16 protein-coding genes are annotated in these 14,104 nt (G+C 63.2%); 1 reads left to right on the top strand and 15 read right to left on the bottom strand.

Going from position 1 to position 14,104, the window contains the following annotated elements:
- From AC1DVR_RS21725 to glf, 3 genes are all read right to left on the bottom strand, one after another.
- A complete protein-coding gene (locus AC1DVR_RS21725) occupies positions 1-3,069 on the bottom strand; it encodes a hypothetical protein (RefSeq protein WP_478002711.1) in 3,069 nt (1,022 codons plus the stop codon).
- A gap of 202 nt (positions 3,070-3,271) precedes the next feature.
- Entirely contained in the window at positions 3,272-4,330 is a 1,059-nt protein-coding gene (locus tag AC1DVR_RS21720) for a glycosyltransferase (RefSeq protein ID WP_478002710.1), read from the bottom strand.
- Positions 4,327-5,478, bottom strand: coding sequence for a UDP-galactopyranose mutase (glf, locus tag AC1DVR_RS21715; RefSeq protein WP_478002709.1), 1,152 nt, complete (start codon positions 5,476-5,478; stop codon positions 4,327-4,329). Before glf ends, AC1DVR_RS21720 begins: the two co-directional genes overlap by 4 nt.
- A 267-nt stretch (positions 5,479-5,745) precedes the next feature.
- Between glf and AC1DVR_RS21710 the strand changes: the two genes are divergently transcribed.
- On the top strand, positions 5,746-6,081 hold the full coding sequence (locus AC1DVR_RS21710) for a hypothetical protein (RefSeq protein ID WP_478002708.1): 336 nt from the start codon (positions 5,746-5,748) through the stop codon (positions 6,079-6,081).
- Between the two features lie 55 nt (positions 6,082-6,136).
- Here AC1DVR_RS21710 and AC1DVR_RS21705 read toward each other — a convergent pair whose 3' ends face one another.
- The 12 genes from AC1DVR_RS21705 to tuf all read right to left on the bottom strand — a co-directional run.
- Positions 6,137-7,177: an LLM class flavin-dependent oxidoreductase gene (locus AC1DVR_RS21705; protein WP_478002707.1), complete on the bottom strand. Its 1,041-nt coding sequence runs from the start codon at positions 7,175-7,177 to the stop codon at positions 6,137-6,139.
- Positions 7,178-7,273: 96 nt separating this feature from the next.
- A complete protein-coding gene (locus tag AC1DVR_RS21700) occupies positions 7,274-7,897 on the bottom strand; it encodes a TIGR02466 family protein (RefSeq protein ID WP_478002706.1) in 624 nt (207 codons plus the stop codon).
- A gap of 99 nt (positions 7,898-7,996) precedes the next feature.
- Positions 7,997-8,410: a 50S ribosomal protein L16 gene (gene rplP / locus AC1DVR_RS21695; protein ID WP_478002705.1), complete on the bottom strand. Its 414-nt coding sequence runs from the start codon at positions 8,408-8,410 to the stop codon at positions 7,997-7,999.
- 12 nt (positions 8,411-8,422) lie between these two features.
- A complete protein-coding gene (rpsC, locus tag AC1DVR_RS21690) occupies positions 8,423-9,133 on the bottom strand; it encodes a 30S ribosomal protein S3 (protein WP_478002704.1) in 711 nt (236 codons plus the stop codon).
- Entirely contained in the window at positions 9,133-9,513 is a 381-nt protein-coding gene (gene rplV, locus AC1DVR_RS21685; RefSeq protein ID WP_478002703.1) for a 50S ribosomal protein L22, read from the bottom strand. The genes rpsC and rplV overlap by 1 nt, the downstream gene beginning before the upstream one ends.
- A gap of 3 nt (positions 9,514-9,516) precedes the next feature.
- On the bottom strand, positions 9,517-9,795 hold the full coding sequence (rpsS, locus tag AC1DVR_RS21680; RefSeq protein WP_478002702.1) for a 30S ribosomal protein S19: 279 nt from the start codon (positions 9,793-9,795) through the stop codon (positions 9,517-9,519).
- Positions 9,796-9,798: 3 nt separating this feature from the next.
- Positions 9,799-10,635 carry a 50S ribosomal protein L2 gene (rplB, locus tag AC1DVR_RS21675; RefSeq protein WP_478002701.1) on the bottom strand — a complete coding sequence of 279 codons (837 nt, stop codon included), beginning with the start codon at positions 10,633-10,635 and terminating at the stop codon, positions 9,799-9,801.
- Between the two features lie 213 nt (positions 10,636-10,848).
- The gene (locus tag AC1DVR_RS21670; RefSeq protein ID WP_478002700.1) at positions 10,849-11,145 is read right to left on the bottom strand and encodes a 50S ribosomal protein L23; all 297 of its coding nucleotides are present in this window, start codon (positions 11,143-11,145) and stop codon (positions 10,849-10,851) included.
- Positions 11,142-11,762 (bottom strand): 50S ribosomal protein L4, encoded by a 621-nt coding sequence (rplD, locus tag AC1DVR_RS21665; protein ID WP_478002699.1) that lies wholly within the window; start codon positions 11,760-11,762, stop codon positions 11,142-11,144. The genes AC1DVR_RS21670 and rplD overlap by 4 nt, the downstream gene beginning before the upstream one ends.
- Positions 11,759-12,478 (bottom strand): 50S ribosomal protein L3, encoded by a 720-nt coding sequence (gene rplC, locus AC1DVR_RS21660; protein ID WP_478002698.1) that lies wholly within the window; start codon positions 12,476-12,478, stop codon positions 11,759-11,761. Before rplC ends, rplD begins: the two co-directional genes overlap by 4 nt.
- A 12-nt stretch (positions 12,479-12,490) precedes the next feature.
- The gene (gene rpsJ / locus AC1DVR_RS21655) at positions 12,491-12,799 is read right to left on the bottom strand and encodes a 30S ribosomal protein S10 (RefSeq protein ID WP_168776097.1); all 309 of its coding nucleotides are present in this window, start codon (positions 12,797-12,799) and stop codon (positions 12,491-12,493) included.
- Positions 12,800-12,928: 129 nt separating this feature from the next.
- On the bottom strand, positions 12,929-14,104 hold a 1,176-nt coding region (gene tuf / locus AC1DVR_RS21650), incomplete at its 5' end, for an elongation factor Tu (protein ID WP_478002697.1).

Below are 14,104 nucleotides of genomic sequence, written 5' to 3'. Positions count from 1 at the left end.
TCAGGCCGCCGTGTCAGCGATGAGGGGGGCCGCCTCGGTCTTGGGCGCGGCTTTCTCCGGCATCGACAGGGTCTGGGTCCAGTAGTCGGCCGAGGTGATCTCAGGATAGCGGCGGTGATAGAGGGCGCGCAGGCGGTCGTAGCCGAGGATCGTGCGCAGGCTGAGGGCGGTGAGCCGCGCCAAGAGCTTCGCCGCCTTCCAGTTCGACCGTTTGGTGACATAGGCCTTGTCGCGGTTGGAGCTGAGGAAGGTCAGCTGTGCCGCCCCCCAGACCGCATCGAGATGGCCGCGCTGCCAGGCCGGGATCACGCGCTTGCTGCCCCAGATCGGGAAGAAGGGCAGGAAGTGGCCGTTCAGCGACAAGGGATAGAACTTGCGCCGCGCGCCGAGTTTGCGGTCAAGGAAGCCGGCCTTGTGCTCGGGCTTGATATCGGCGACGGGCTTCCAGCTTTCGACCTTGGTCAGGGCCTTGATCGCGGCGCGGGGGCCGGAGGCGTCGGCGTTTTTGGTGAAGAAATCCGGGCCTTGAAGCACATGTTCCCAAGCCATCAGCACGGCTTCCAGCGTCTCGTACTGGAATTTCACGATGTTGCGCTTGAAGAAGGACAGGCCGATCCGGGTCAGGGCCAGCCGCCCGACCTCCATCTTGTCCAGCGTCAGGTGGTGGACCATGTGGCTGCGCAGGTCAAGGTACCAGGTCAGCGGGCTTTCCTTGTCGATGAAGTCATCGGCAAAGGAGACGACGCCGTTCAGCGTGGTGATGGCGAATTCGTTGACGAGCGAGAAGTTCACGTCGTCGCCGCGCACGAAGAAGGGGAAGGGGTGGCGTTTGACCTCGGCCACCGGGAAGGCGAAGAACCACCAGCCACCGTACATCTTGGACGACCGCGACAGGGCGCTTTCGTTCTCCATCGCGATCACGGCGTCGCGGTCGCGCAGGTCCACCCCGGTGAAAAGGGGATAGCAGCGCTGGTCGAAGGTGGCGCCATTCTCCCACATCCGCCATTTGTCGGTGTTGTTGATCATGGCGCCCGCGATGGCGGCCTTGGGGTCCTTGGCAAGCGTCAGGAAGGCATAGGTGCGGTGCAAGGCCTCCATCGGGATCGAGGCGTCATCGTCCATGAAGAGGACATGGGAGTAGCCGGCCGCCTCGGCCTCGAGCAAGCCCCGGGTGAAGCCGCCGGCGCCGCCGAGGTTGGCGTTGGGGATGCGACGGATCTTCGGATGGGCGAGGATCTTGGCGGAATCGCCGTTGTCGACGATGAAACAGTCCATATAGGGCGCGAAATCGGCGCGTTCGAAGTAATGCGCCAGACGGCGGGCGGTGTTTTCGACCTGCGCCTCGCGCTTAAAGGTGGTGATCGACAGGGCCAGCCGCCGATCCGGGTTGGGCGCGCCCTCGGTCATGTAGCGGGCGGCGGTGATGGCCACACCTTGGCTGAGGGCCTGCACCTCGTAGAAGATCACGCCGCGCGTGGCGTTGTCGGCGTAATGCGACAGGTCGATCAGGGTCTCGTTGCCCTTGGACAGGCTGACGATGGTGGTGGCCAGCAGTTCCCACGAGCGGTCGGGGATGGCGTGGAAGACCTTGACCTCGACCCGCCCGCGCCCGGTCAGGCCGAGCCAGAGACCGTTCAACGCGCAATTCTCGTGCCATTTGCCGATGGAGAGCGCGTTGAAATAGGTGTCGAACGCCGCCGTCGCCCCCTGGGCCACGGTGATCAGGCCGGCGCGTTCGTCATAGACGACCGGGCCGTGGCCGTGGAAGAACATGTTGCCTTCGGTGCAGATGCCCTGCTCGGGGAAGATCAGGTTCTGCAGGGTCAAGAGGCCGGTGACCTTGCGGCCATAGGTGTCGCGGCGGATCAGAACACCGGGCAAGGGATTGACCTGCAAGAGACCGTCCTGAAGGCAGGTCACCTCATCCACCCCGAACCGCTCGCGCCGGAGTGCGGCGGCCGGATCGCTGCCCAGGGCCGCCAGGGGAAGGGCCACGAAGGTGGAACGCGCGACGATCAGGCCCGAGCGCGAGTCCAACACCGCCTCGTAGCCGGAATCCAGAACCGAGCCGATCTCGCGCATGTCGAATTGCATGGCATGGGCGGTCAGTTTGCCTTCGGCATTGCGCACCAACCCGTTGTCAGAGAGCTGCGAGGCTTCGGCCACGTCGAGCAGGCTGGCGCCGATCGCCACCGTGCCACTGCGCAGGATCGAGAGACACGCCAGCGTGCGGTCCAGCATCTCCACCCCGAGGGTGGTGTCGGGGTCGAGGAGGAGGACATGGGTGAAGCCGCGCGCCTGCGCCTCGGCCACCATGGCCTGGTGGGCGGTGTGGCGGTCGGGGGTGGCGGGCAGGCTGATGACGGCGGGGGAGGTCTGCGCCACCGGCCCGCAGGTCAAGAGCGCGGCCCTGCCCTGCTGTCCTGCGGCCCAGGTGGCGAGACGGTCGAACATCCGGTCAGGGCCGGCCTCGGCCGCCGCCGATGCGCGCTGCGGGCGGCAGATCGCCAGACGGGTCGCGGGATCGGGCTGGGCGTCGGTCAGGAAACGGCCGGACTGGAGGCAGACATCCTCGGCATCGTCCACGGCGCGCAGCTCGACCCAGAGCGCGCCCTCGCGCCGGTTCAGGCCCACGCAATCCAGATCGAGGACCGTCTCCTCCTCGGGGTCGAGCATCACGATATCGGAGACCAGCCTTTGCCAGGACCGCCCGGCGAGACCCTGAAACACGATGACCTCGACCAGACCGGTGCCGCGCAGCGCAAAGGCCAGGCGCCCGAGGCGGCAGGAGGCCTCCAGCGCCTCCAGCCCCAAAAGATTGTAGGCAGTCGAGAAATGCAGGGCCGAGCCCGGCTCGATCAGAAGCTGGGAGTTCAGTTCGCTGACATAGACCGGGCCGAAGGCGCGGTAGAACATCTCGGTTTCGGTGCAGACGCCGGGTTGGGCCAGAAGCAGGGTCTGCAGGGTGAGCCAGGATTGCACAGCGTCAGCGGTCAGGCTGGCCGTGGCGTTGCGGCTGACCAGCCTGGCGGGGTTGCGCGGGATGCTTTGGGTTTTTTTGGCGGACACGGATCACCCCGGTTGGACAGCTGCAGATATCGGGCGGACATTCGGTTTGGGCTGAAGCGGGGGCCCGGCGGCAACGGCAATCATCGGATAAAACACGGCGAAGGCGGGCGGAAATCCCGCCCCGTCCAAAGGATGCGCAGTCCGGGGGCCCGCGTCAAGCCAAGTGGCGCGCTGCGGTTGCTGCACCGCGGCACAAACCGCCTCACTTCGGACGCGGCGCCGGATGCGCCTTGGGGTCATGTTCGGTCTCGGGGTGGCGGGCGATGCGGCGGATCTCGGTGTGCTTGCGGGTCAGGTTGTGGCGCAGCGCATCCATGACGGCCATGCGGAACAGCGTCATATAGGCCAGCCGGTCGGAGCCGGCATGGCGGGCGCGCAGGTACCATTTGACCACGGCCATGACGAGGACCGGCCAGAACAGCACCGGACCGGCGGCGACGCGGTAGGCCAGAAGGCTGTTGCGGTAGTTGTAATAGACCTTCCACAGCGGGCGGTAGATATCGCCGCCGCCCTGCCGATAGGTGGAGCAGTCATGCTCGAACCGCAGGTCGGGCACGAAGCCGATGGAGCCGCCCATCCGCGTCATCTTGAGCGTGTAGATCACGTCATCGGCGTAAAGAAACAGATCGCCATTCGGGTAACCCGCCCGCGCCAGCCCCTTGCGCGACAGAAAGAAGCCGACAAAGGAGGTCGCATCAATCGCCACAGGCTCGGTCGTGGCATAGTCGGCATCGCCGACGTGAAAGCCGCCACGTCCGCCACCACAGGCGGTGCGCAGGAAATCCTTCATGTGCCAGAAAGGGTTGCGCGAGGGGCGGTTCATGTCGCAGATCGTGCCATCGGGGTAGTAGACCCCAGCGGCCACGGCCTCGAAGCCCTGTTTCTCCAACCCACTGGCGCGGCCAAGAAAGAGCGACATGACGCCGGGATCTGGGCGTGCATCGTCATCCATCAGCACGCACCAGTCGGGGTCGAACTTCTCGGCCACCACGCGCAGGCCCTGCTCAAATCCCCCTGCCCCGCCGACATTGTCGGTCAGGGTGATGACATGCAGGCGCGGGTCCTTGACCCGGAACAGGAACTCGGTGCTGTCATCGGTCGAGGCATTGTCGACGACGAGGATCGCATCGAGATCCTCGGCCAGAAGCCGGTCGATGGTGCGGTGCAGTTGGATCCGTCGGTTGTAGGTGACGACGAGCGCCACCAGACGCACCCGCTCTGCGCCCTGGGGCGGCAGAGCGTCTGCGGTCTGCTGGTTCATATCGGGCGTACCGCGAAAGCCGGCATGGTCCCGCCCTTGGCTGAGGTTTCCACGAAGGTGCGGGCGGTGTTCAGCGCCTCGCGGATGGTGACGTCCATGTCGAGATAGCGATAGGTCGCCAGACGCCCTACGAAGGTGACGCCGGTTTCGGCCTCGGCCCGGGCCACATATTGCTTGAGCAGTTCCTGCTCTTCCATCAGGCGGATCGGGTAATAGGGGATGTCATCCGGCCCGCAAAGCCGCGAAAACTCGCGGTACATCACCGAACCCTCATGCTCCTCCCAGGGGGAGAAATGCTTGTGTTCGGTGATCCGGGTCCAGGGCACATCGACCTCGCCGTAATTCATCACGGCGCAGCCCTGATAATCGCCCTGATGGGTGAAGCGTTCAAAGTCGAGCGTCCGGTAGCCGAGGCGGCCGATGTCGTATTCGTACCAGCCATCCAGCGGGCCGGAATAGAAGACATGGTCATACGCCGCCGCCTGGTCGCGGGTGAAGCGGGTCGACAGATGGACGGTGATATTCGGATGGTCGAGAATCCGTTCCACCATCGCGGTATAACCGTTTTGCGGCATGCCCTGGAATTTGTGGAAGAAGTAATTGTCATCATAATTGAAGCGCACCGGCAGCCGCTTCAGGATCGAGGCGGGAAGCGCGGTCGGATGCACGCCCCATTGCTTTTGCGTGTAGCCCTTGAAGAAGGCCTCATAAAGCTCCTGACCGACAAAGCGCAGGGCCTGATCCTCGAAAGTCTGGGGATCGGTGATCGTGGTGTCGGCCTTGGATTCCAGGAAGGCCTTGGCCTCGGCCGGGTTCATCGTGGCGTGGAAGAACTGGTTGATCGTGTGCAGGTTGACCGGAAGGGAAAACACCTGGCCCTTGGAGATGGTCTTCACCCGGTTCTTGTAGGGCATGAAGGTCTCGTAGGCATTCACATAATCCCAGACCTCGGCATCGTCGGTGTGGAAGATATGGGGCCCATAAATATGGACCATGACGCCAGTTTCAGGGTCACGTTCGCAATGGCAATTTCCGGCGACATGATCACKGGCATCAACGATCGTGACCTCATGCCCCAGCTCGGCCAGATGGCGACCGATCACCGCGCCTGAAAGCCCCGCACCCACCATCAGGTATCTGCCCGCCATTCGAAATCCCTTCGTCCTGTTCCAATTCCATCACCCGCCGGATTTGCCGATCCTAAGCGCCAACGTCTCGGGCTTACCAGATCACCCCCCGCAGGAAAACTGCCGATATTCTCGACAGGCGGGAGTTTTCCGGTCTGGCGCTGCGGAATTGACCATCATTTGCTCAAAGCGGGCCAAGCTTGGCTGGCCTTGGCCCAGCTCAGCGGGGAAGAGGTTGACTATGGGCCAAATGGGCATATTCCGGGGCAAATCGCACAGGAGTTCCCCATGCAAGACGACGTTCAGCTTCAAGTTGCAGACAAACCGCGCGGCAAGGCCAAGGGCAAAGGCGCTGCCGGCCCCAAGGGCCCCGAACTGCAGATCGCCCGGATGCTCGTCCGCGCGCTGTGGCAGCAGGAATGGTCGGCGGCCAACCCCGACAAGACCGCCGCCGAGCGCACCGCCGCCTGGAGGGAGACGCGTCAGGCGGTCAACGAGTCCGAACTGCGCGGCATGCGCCGGGCCCTGACGGCGATCAAGCGCGCCGGCGTGACCATGGCCATCGCCGAGCGGGCCGCCAAGGGCGAAGCTGACGAGGCCGAAGCGGTCAGCGCCGAAGCCTGAGCTTTCGACCGGCAGAATTGGAAAGGGACGGAGCGCCGCTCCGTCCCTTTTTGTTTCAGCTGGCGGGCGTCGCGGCCAGGATGTCGCGCACCATCGGAATGACCTTTTCGCCATAGAGCCCGACACAGGTGACCAGCGCGCCATGATCGATCGGGCCGGTGGCATATTTCATGTCGAAGCGCGCAAGGCCAAGGTCGGCCACGGTGGCAGCGATCTTGCGGGCCACCGTCTCGGGCGAGCCGATGTAGAGCGAGCCATTCTCGATCTCGTCGATGAAGCGGGCCTTGGTGGTGGGCGGCCAGCCGCGTTCACGGCCCAGACGGCCGTACATTTCCTGATGGGCGGGCCAGGCGATCTCGCGCGCTTCCTCATCCGTTGCGGCGACAAAGCCGGGGGAATGCACGCCGACCGGGCGCACCGGCTTTTCCAGCTGGGCACAGGCGCGGTGGTAGAGGTCGATATAGGGCAGGAAGCGGCGCGGGTCGCCGCCGATGATCGCCAGCATCAGCTGCAGGTCTTGCCGCACCACACGCACCACCGATTCCGGGCTGCCGCCGACGCCGACCCAGACCGGCATGCCTTCCGGCCCGAGCGGCGGCTGGACGCGTACCTTGTTCAGGCCGGTGCGGGTGGAGCCAGCCCAAGTGACCTCCTTCTCGCGCACCAGTTGGGCGAAGAGGTCGAGCTTTTCCTCGAACAGGACCTCGTACTCCGACATGTCATAGCCAAACAGCGGGTAGCTTTCGGTAAAGCTGCCGCGGCCGAGGATCACCTCGGCCCTGCCGTTCGACACGGCGTTGAGGGTGGAAAAGCGCTGGAACACCCGGACCGGATCATCCGAGGACAGAACGGTGACGGCGGTGCCAAGCCGGATCCGCTCGGTGCGGCCGGCGATGGCGGCCAGCACGATCTCGGGGGCGGAGATGGCGAAGTCGGGGCGGTGATGTTCGCCCAGGCCGATGAAATCAACCCCGGCCTTGTCAGCCACAACCGCCTGCTCGACCACATCGCGCAGCACCTGATCCGGCCGTTTCTGCGCGCCTTCAGGGTTCAGCGGGGTATCGCCAAAGGTATCAAGCCCAAGTTCAACAGCCATCTCAGCCTCCATTGCTGGGGCAGAGATAACCTCTCCCCCGGCCATCGGCAAAGGCGCAAAGCCGCAGGGCTTCTGCGCATCCGTGCAGAGGCGGGGTCAGGCCCATTCGTAGTTGAAGGAGACCGAGATGCGTTCCTCTTCGGCGAGGTTCATCGGCACCTCATGGCGCAGCCAGCTTTCCCACAGCAGGACCTCGCCAACCTCTGGTTTGACATAGACAAAGCTCTGCAGATCCTGCCCGGCTTTCTTGAGGCGCAGCGGCGCGTGCATCATCATCGGCAGGCGGGGATCTTCGAGCTTCAGGGCCGAGGTGCCCTTGGGCATGGCGACATAGGTGGTGCCGGAGATCACCGAATGCGGGTGGATGTGGCTGGCATGCATGCCGCCCTGCGGCAGGATGTTGATCCAGAAGCTCCCGCATTTCAGCTTCTTGTCGCCAAGGTCGAAGCCCAGATCCTTGCAGAAGGCCGCGACATGCTTGTCGAGCGCCTTCTCCAGATCGGCAAAGATCGGAAAGCGCCAGGGCAGGTCGTTGAGCGAGGCATAGGAGGTGTAGCCCGGATAGCCGTGCTCCTCGCACCAGGCCTGGCCCGCCTCGTCATCCTCGGCAATCGCCTCGCAGGCGTCTTTCAGGGCCTCGTAATCGACCTTCTTCTTGCCCAGCTCGGACAAGGCGGCGCGATAAAGGCGGGTGACGAAGAGGGAGGATATTTCGGCCATGACAGGATCCTTTGCGGGATGGGCTTTATCAAAAAGAAAGGCCCCACCGTCACCGGCGGGGCCCATTTTCGGTAGGGTGCGTGCTGGCACGCACCGTGCTTACCAGTCTTCGCGTTGCACGACGCGGGTCAGGACCGGCAGTTTCATCGCGCCGAGGCGCAGGGCCTCACGGGCGATCTCTTCGGAGACGCCGTCGATCTCGAACATGATACGGCCGGGTTTCACCTTGGCCGCCCAGTAGTCGATCGAGCCCTTGCCTTTACCCATACGAACTTCGACGGGCTTGGCCGAGACCGGAACATCCGGGAAAATCCGGATCCAGACGCGGCCCTGGCGCTTCATGTGGCGGGTGATCGCGCGGCGGGCCGCTTCGATCTGCCGCGCGGTCACACGCTCGGGTTCGGTGGACTTCAGGCCGAAGGAACCGAAGTTCAGCATGAAGCCGCCCTTGGCCTCACCATGAATGCGGCCCTTGAACTGCTTGCGGAATTTAGTGCGCTTAGGTTGCAGCATGTCTATTCTCCCTTAGGCGCGTTCGCGGCGCGGTTGGCGCGGTGCGGCGCCTTCCTGCGATTCAGCCTGACGACGGTCATGGGCCTGGGGATCATGCTCAAGGATTTCGCCTTTGAAGATCCAGACCTTCACACCGATGATCCCATAGGGCGTCATGGCTTCGGACAGGGCATAATCGATGTCGGCGCGCAGCGTGTGCAACGGCACGCGGCCTTCACGGTACCATTCGGTCCGGGCGATTTCAGCGCCGCCGAGACGGCCGCCGACGTTCACACGGATCCCGAGGGCACCAATGCGCATCGCGTTCTGCACGCCGCGCTTCATGGCGCGACGGAAGGAGACGCGGCGTTCCATCTGCTGGGCGATCGACTCGGCAACGAGTTGGGCGTCCAGTTCGGGCTTGCGCACTTCGACGATGTTCAGGTGCAGTTCGGACTTGGTGAAGACCGAGAGCTTCTTGCGCAGCGTCTCGATGTCCGCACCTTTCTTGCCGATGATCACGCCCGGACGGGCGGTGTAGATCGTCACGCGGCACTTCTTGTGCGGACGTTCGATGATCACCTTGGAGATGCCGGCGGCCTTGCACTCTTTGTGCACGAACTCGCGCATGCGCAGGTCTTCCAGCAGCAGGTTGCCGTAGTCTTTCGACTCGGCGAACCAGCGGCTGTCCCAGGTGCGGTTGACCTGCAGGCGCATGCCGATCGGATTGACCTTCTGACCCATTATGCAGTCTCCCCGACTTGGCGGACCTTGATCGTGATTTCAGAGAACGGCTTCATGATCTTGCCGAAACGGCCGCGTGCCCGCGGACGGCCCCGCTTCATGACGAGGTTCTTGCCAACCCAGGCTTCGGCGACGACCAGCTGGTCGACGTCGAGGCTGTGGTTGTTTTCCGCATTGGCGATCGCCGATTGCAGAACCTTTTTCACTTCGCCCGCGATCCGGCGCTTGGAGAAGGTGAGGTCGGCCAGAGCCTTGTCCACCTTCTTGCCGCGGATCAGACCGGCGACGAGGTTCAGCTTCTGGTCCGAGGTGCGCAGCATGCGCGCCACGGCCATTGCTTCATTGTCCGCCACGCGGCGCGGATTCTTTTCCTTACCCATGGCTTACTTCCTCTTGGCTTTCTTGTCGGCGGCGTGACCGTAATAGGTCCGGGTCGGCGAATATTCACCGAACTTCTGGCCGATCATCTCTTCGGTCACGTTGACCGGAATGTGCTTCTTGCCGTTGTAGACGCCGAAGGTCAGGCCCACGAATTGCGGCAGGATGGTGGAGCGACGCGACCAGATCTTGATCACTTCGTTTTTGCCCGACGCTTTCGAGGTCTCTGCCTTCTTCAGCAGGTAACCGTCGACGAACGGGCCTTTCCAGATAGAACGTGCCATGGATCAGCGCCCTTTCTTCGCGTTACGCGAACGGACAATAAGCTTGTCCGAGTGCTTGGACTTGCGGGTCTTGTTGCCCTTGGTGCCTTTGCCCCACGGCGTAACCGGGTGACGGCCACCCGAGGTACGGCCTTCACCACCACCATGCGGGTGGTCGATCGGGTTCATTGCAACACCGCGGACGGTCGGGCGGACGCCAAGGTGGCGCATACGACCGGCTTTACCGAAGTTCTGGTTGGAGTTGTCGGGGTTGGACACGGCACCGATGGTGGCCATGCATTCCTGACGGACCAGACGCAGCTCGCCCGAAGACAGGCGGATCTGCGCATAGCCACCGTCGCGACCGACGAATTGGGCATAGGTGCCGGCAGCGCGGGCCAGCTGGCCGCCCTTGCCTTGCTTCAGCTCCACGTTGTGGACGATGGCACCGATCGGCATGCCCGAGAAGGGCATCGCGTTACCGGGCTTCACGTCAACCTTGGCGCCGGCGACAACCGAGTCACCAACGGCCAAACGCTGCGGAGCGAGGATGTAGGATTGCTCGCCGTCCTCGTAGCGGATCAGGGCGATGAAGGCGGTGCGGTTGGGATCGTACTCGATCCGCTCGACCACAGCCGGCATATCAAATTTCGTGCGCTTGAAATCGACGATGCGGTAAAGGCGCTTGGCGCCGCCACCCTTGTGCCACATCGTAATACGTCCGGTATTGTTCCGGCCACCGGTCTTGGTCAAACCCTCGGTAAGGGATTTGACCGGACGGCCTTTGAACAGATCCGAACGGTCGATCAGAACCAACCCGCGTTGGCCAGGCGTCGTCGGCTTATACGACTTAAGTGCCATGCTCTCTGTCTTCCGTTAGGGGGGTCTGAGGTTTCAGACCCGGGTGTGTAGGGCGCCGAAGCTCCCCGGTGGTAAGTCTGGCAGGGCGGTAACCCCGGGCTCCAGACCGTCGATCTGCTCGTCCTTGGCTTCGGAGAACCGGGGCCGCGGACTGTCTTCCTTAAAAATCCATGGCCCCGGAGAACCGGGGCCATGGAGATTCGCGGCTTACTATCAGAGGCCCGTGGAGACGTCGATAGTGTTACCCTCTTCGAGCGTAACATAAGCCTTTTTCTTGTCGCTCCGCTCGCCGGCACGGCCGCGGAACTTCTTGGACTTGCCCTTGGTGATGGTGGTGTTGACCGCCTTCACCTTAACCGAGAAGATCGCCTCGACGGCTTCCTTGATCTGCGGCTTGGTGGCATCCATCGCAACCTGGAACACGACCGCGCCATTTTCCGAGGCCATGGTGGCCTTTTCGGTGATGACGGGCTTCTTGATCAGGTCGTAGTGTTCGGGTTTCGCGCTCATTTCAGGCGAGCCTCCAAAGCTTCGATACCTGCTTTGGTGATCACCAGGGTGTCACGCTTCAGGATATCATAGACGTTCGCGCCCATCGTCGGCAGGACATCCAGGCCTTCGATGTTGCGGGCGGCCAGGGCGAAGTTCTCGTTGACCGAAGCACCGTCGATGACCAGAACGCGCTTCCAGCCACGTTCCATCACGGACTTGGCGAGAACGGCGGTCTTGGCTTCCGCTAGGCTTGCCGTGTCGATGATCACCAGCTCGCCGGCTTTCGCCTTGGCGGACAGGGCATGACGCAGACCGAGCGCACGGAACTGCTTGGGCAGCGAATGCGCGTGGCTGTGCGGATGCGGACCCTTGGAGGTACCACCGTGACGGAAGGTCGAGACCTTCTTGGAACCGTGGCGTGCGCCGCCGGTGCCCTTCTGGCGATAGATCTTCTTGGTCGAGTAGGACACTTCAGCACGGGTCAGCGTGGAGTGCGTACCAGCTTGCGACTTCGCCCGCTGCCAACGCACGACGCGGTGCAGGATGTCGGCGCGCGGCTCAAGGCCGAACAGCGCTTCGTCCAGGTCGATGGTGCCAGCTGCGGCCCCATCCAGCGTGATGACGTTCAGTTTCATGCTTCACCCCCTTCAGCGGCGACAGGCGCAGCCGAAACTTGAGCTTGCCGGACGGCTGCCGGAATCGGCAGACCCGCGGGAGCTGCTTTCTTCACGGCGTCCTTGATCGTGACCCAACCGCCGGCATGACCGGGGACGGCGCCTTTGATCATCAGCAGACCACGCTCGGCATCCGTGCGGACGACTTGCAGGTTCTGGGTGGTCGAACGGACGGCACCCATGTGGCCGGCCATCTTCTTGCCCTTGAACACCTTGCCGGGGTCCTGGCACTGGCCGGTCGAACCGTGCGAACGGTGCGAAACCGACACACCGTGCGAAGCCCGCAGACCACCGAAGTTGTGCCGCTTCATGGCACCCTGGAAGCCTTTACCCGAGGAGGTCCCGGCGATGTCGACGAACTGACCGGCGAGGTAATGGTCAGCGGTGATTTCCGCGCCAACTTCGATCAGGCAATCCGGGGTCACGCGGAATTCCGCGATCTTCCGCTTCGGCGCGACATTGGCCTTGGCGAAGTGGCCGCGCTGAGCTTGCGTGGTGTTCTTGGCCTTGGCCGTACCGGCGCCGAGCTGAACGGCGGTGTAGCCGTCACGATCAGCGGTGCGTTGGGCCACGACCTGCAGGTTGTCGAGCTGAAGAACGGTCACCGGAACCTGGGTGCCGTTTTCAAGGAACAGCCGGGTCATGCCCAGCTTCTTTGCAATAACGCCAGAGCGCATGGTTTTCGCTCCTTACACTTTGATTTCGACGTCGACGCCGGCAGCCAGGTCGAGCTTCATCAGCGCGTCCACGGTCTGGGGGGTCGGATCGACGATATCGAGAAGACGCTTGTGCGTACGGATTTCCCACTGGTCGCGCGACTTCTTGTCGATGTGCGGACCACGGAGAACCGTGAATTTCTCAATCTTATTCGGCAGCGGGATCGGCCCGCGCACAGTAGCGCCCGTGCGCTTGGCCGTGTTCACGATCTCTTGCGTGCTGGCATCCAGAACGCGGAAATCGAAGGCCTTGAGCCGAATGCGAATGGTTTGACCTTGCATTGCTTTTTCCTTCGGAACGTAAGCGGAGCATCGCGCCCGGCTCATAGGTTCACATGTGTTGTTGGTCGGCGGTAGATTGCGTCGCAGTAGAGAAATGCGGCGCGCCTTGCAAGACGCGCCGCAAGTTTATTATTCGAGGATCTTCGACACCACGCCGGCGCCGACGGTGCGGCCACCTTCACGGATAGCGAAGCGCAGCTTCTCTTCCATGGCGATCGGCGCGATCAGCGAGACGTTGAACTTCAGGTTGTCGCCCGGCATCACCATCTCGGTGCCGGCCGGCAGCTCAACAGTGCCGGTCACGTCGGTGGTGCGGAAGTAGAATTGCGGACGGTAGTTCGCAAAGAACGGCGTGTGACGGCCGCCTTCTTCCTTGGTCAGGATATAGGCCTCGGCTTCGAACTTGGTGTGGGGCGAAACCGACTTCGGCTTGCACAGCACCTGGCCACGTTCCACGCCTTCACGGTCGATGCCGCGCAGCAGAACGCCGACGTTGTCGCCAGCCTCACCRCGGTCCAGCAGCTTGCGGAACATTTCCACACCGGTGCAGGTCGACTTCTTGGTGTCGCGGATGCCGACGATTTCGACTTCGTCACCGACGTTGATCACGCCACGCTCGATCCGGCCGGTCACAACCGTACCACGACCCGAGATCGAGAAAACGTCTTCGATCGGCATCAGGAAGGGCTGGTCCACGGCGCGGGCCGGGGTCGGGATGTAGSWGTCRACMGCRGCCATCAGCGCGCGGATCGACGATTCGCCGATTTCCGGGCGGGTGCCCATCATCGCCTGGTGCGCCGAACCCTTGATGATCGGAATGTCATCGCCCGGGTATTCGTAGGTCGAGAACAGYTCGCGGATTTCCATCTCGACCAGTTCGACGAGTTCTTCGTCGTCGACCAGGTCGATCTTGTTCATGTAGCAGACCATGTAGGGGATACCCACCTGGCGGCCGAGCAGGATGTGCTCGCGGGTCTGCGGCATCGGGCCGTCSGAGGCRGCGCASACCAGGATCGCGCCGTCCATCTGCGCGGCGCCGGTGATCATGTTCTTCACATAGTCAGCGTGGCCGGGGCAGTCGACGTGGGCGTAGTGGCGGGCTTCGGTCTCGTATTCGACGTGGGCGGTCGAGATCGTGATGCCACGGGCCCGCTCTTCCGGCGCGCCGTCGATTTGGTCGTAAGCGCGGAATTCGCCGAAATACTTGGTGATCGCAGCGGTCAGCGTCGTCTTGCCGTGGTCAACGTGGCCGATCGTGCCGATGTTGACGTGCGGCTTGTTCCGTTCAAACTTTGCCTTACCCAT

The sequence above is a fragment of the Rhodobacter sp. P2_H5 genome (assembly GCF_056403335.1).
This window is presented reverse-complemented; position numbering and strand designations above follow the sequence as displayed.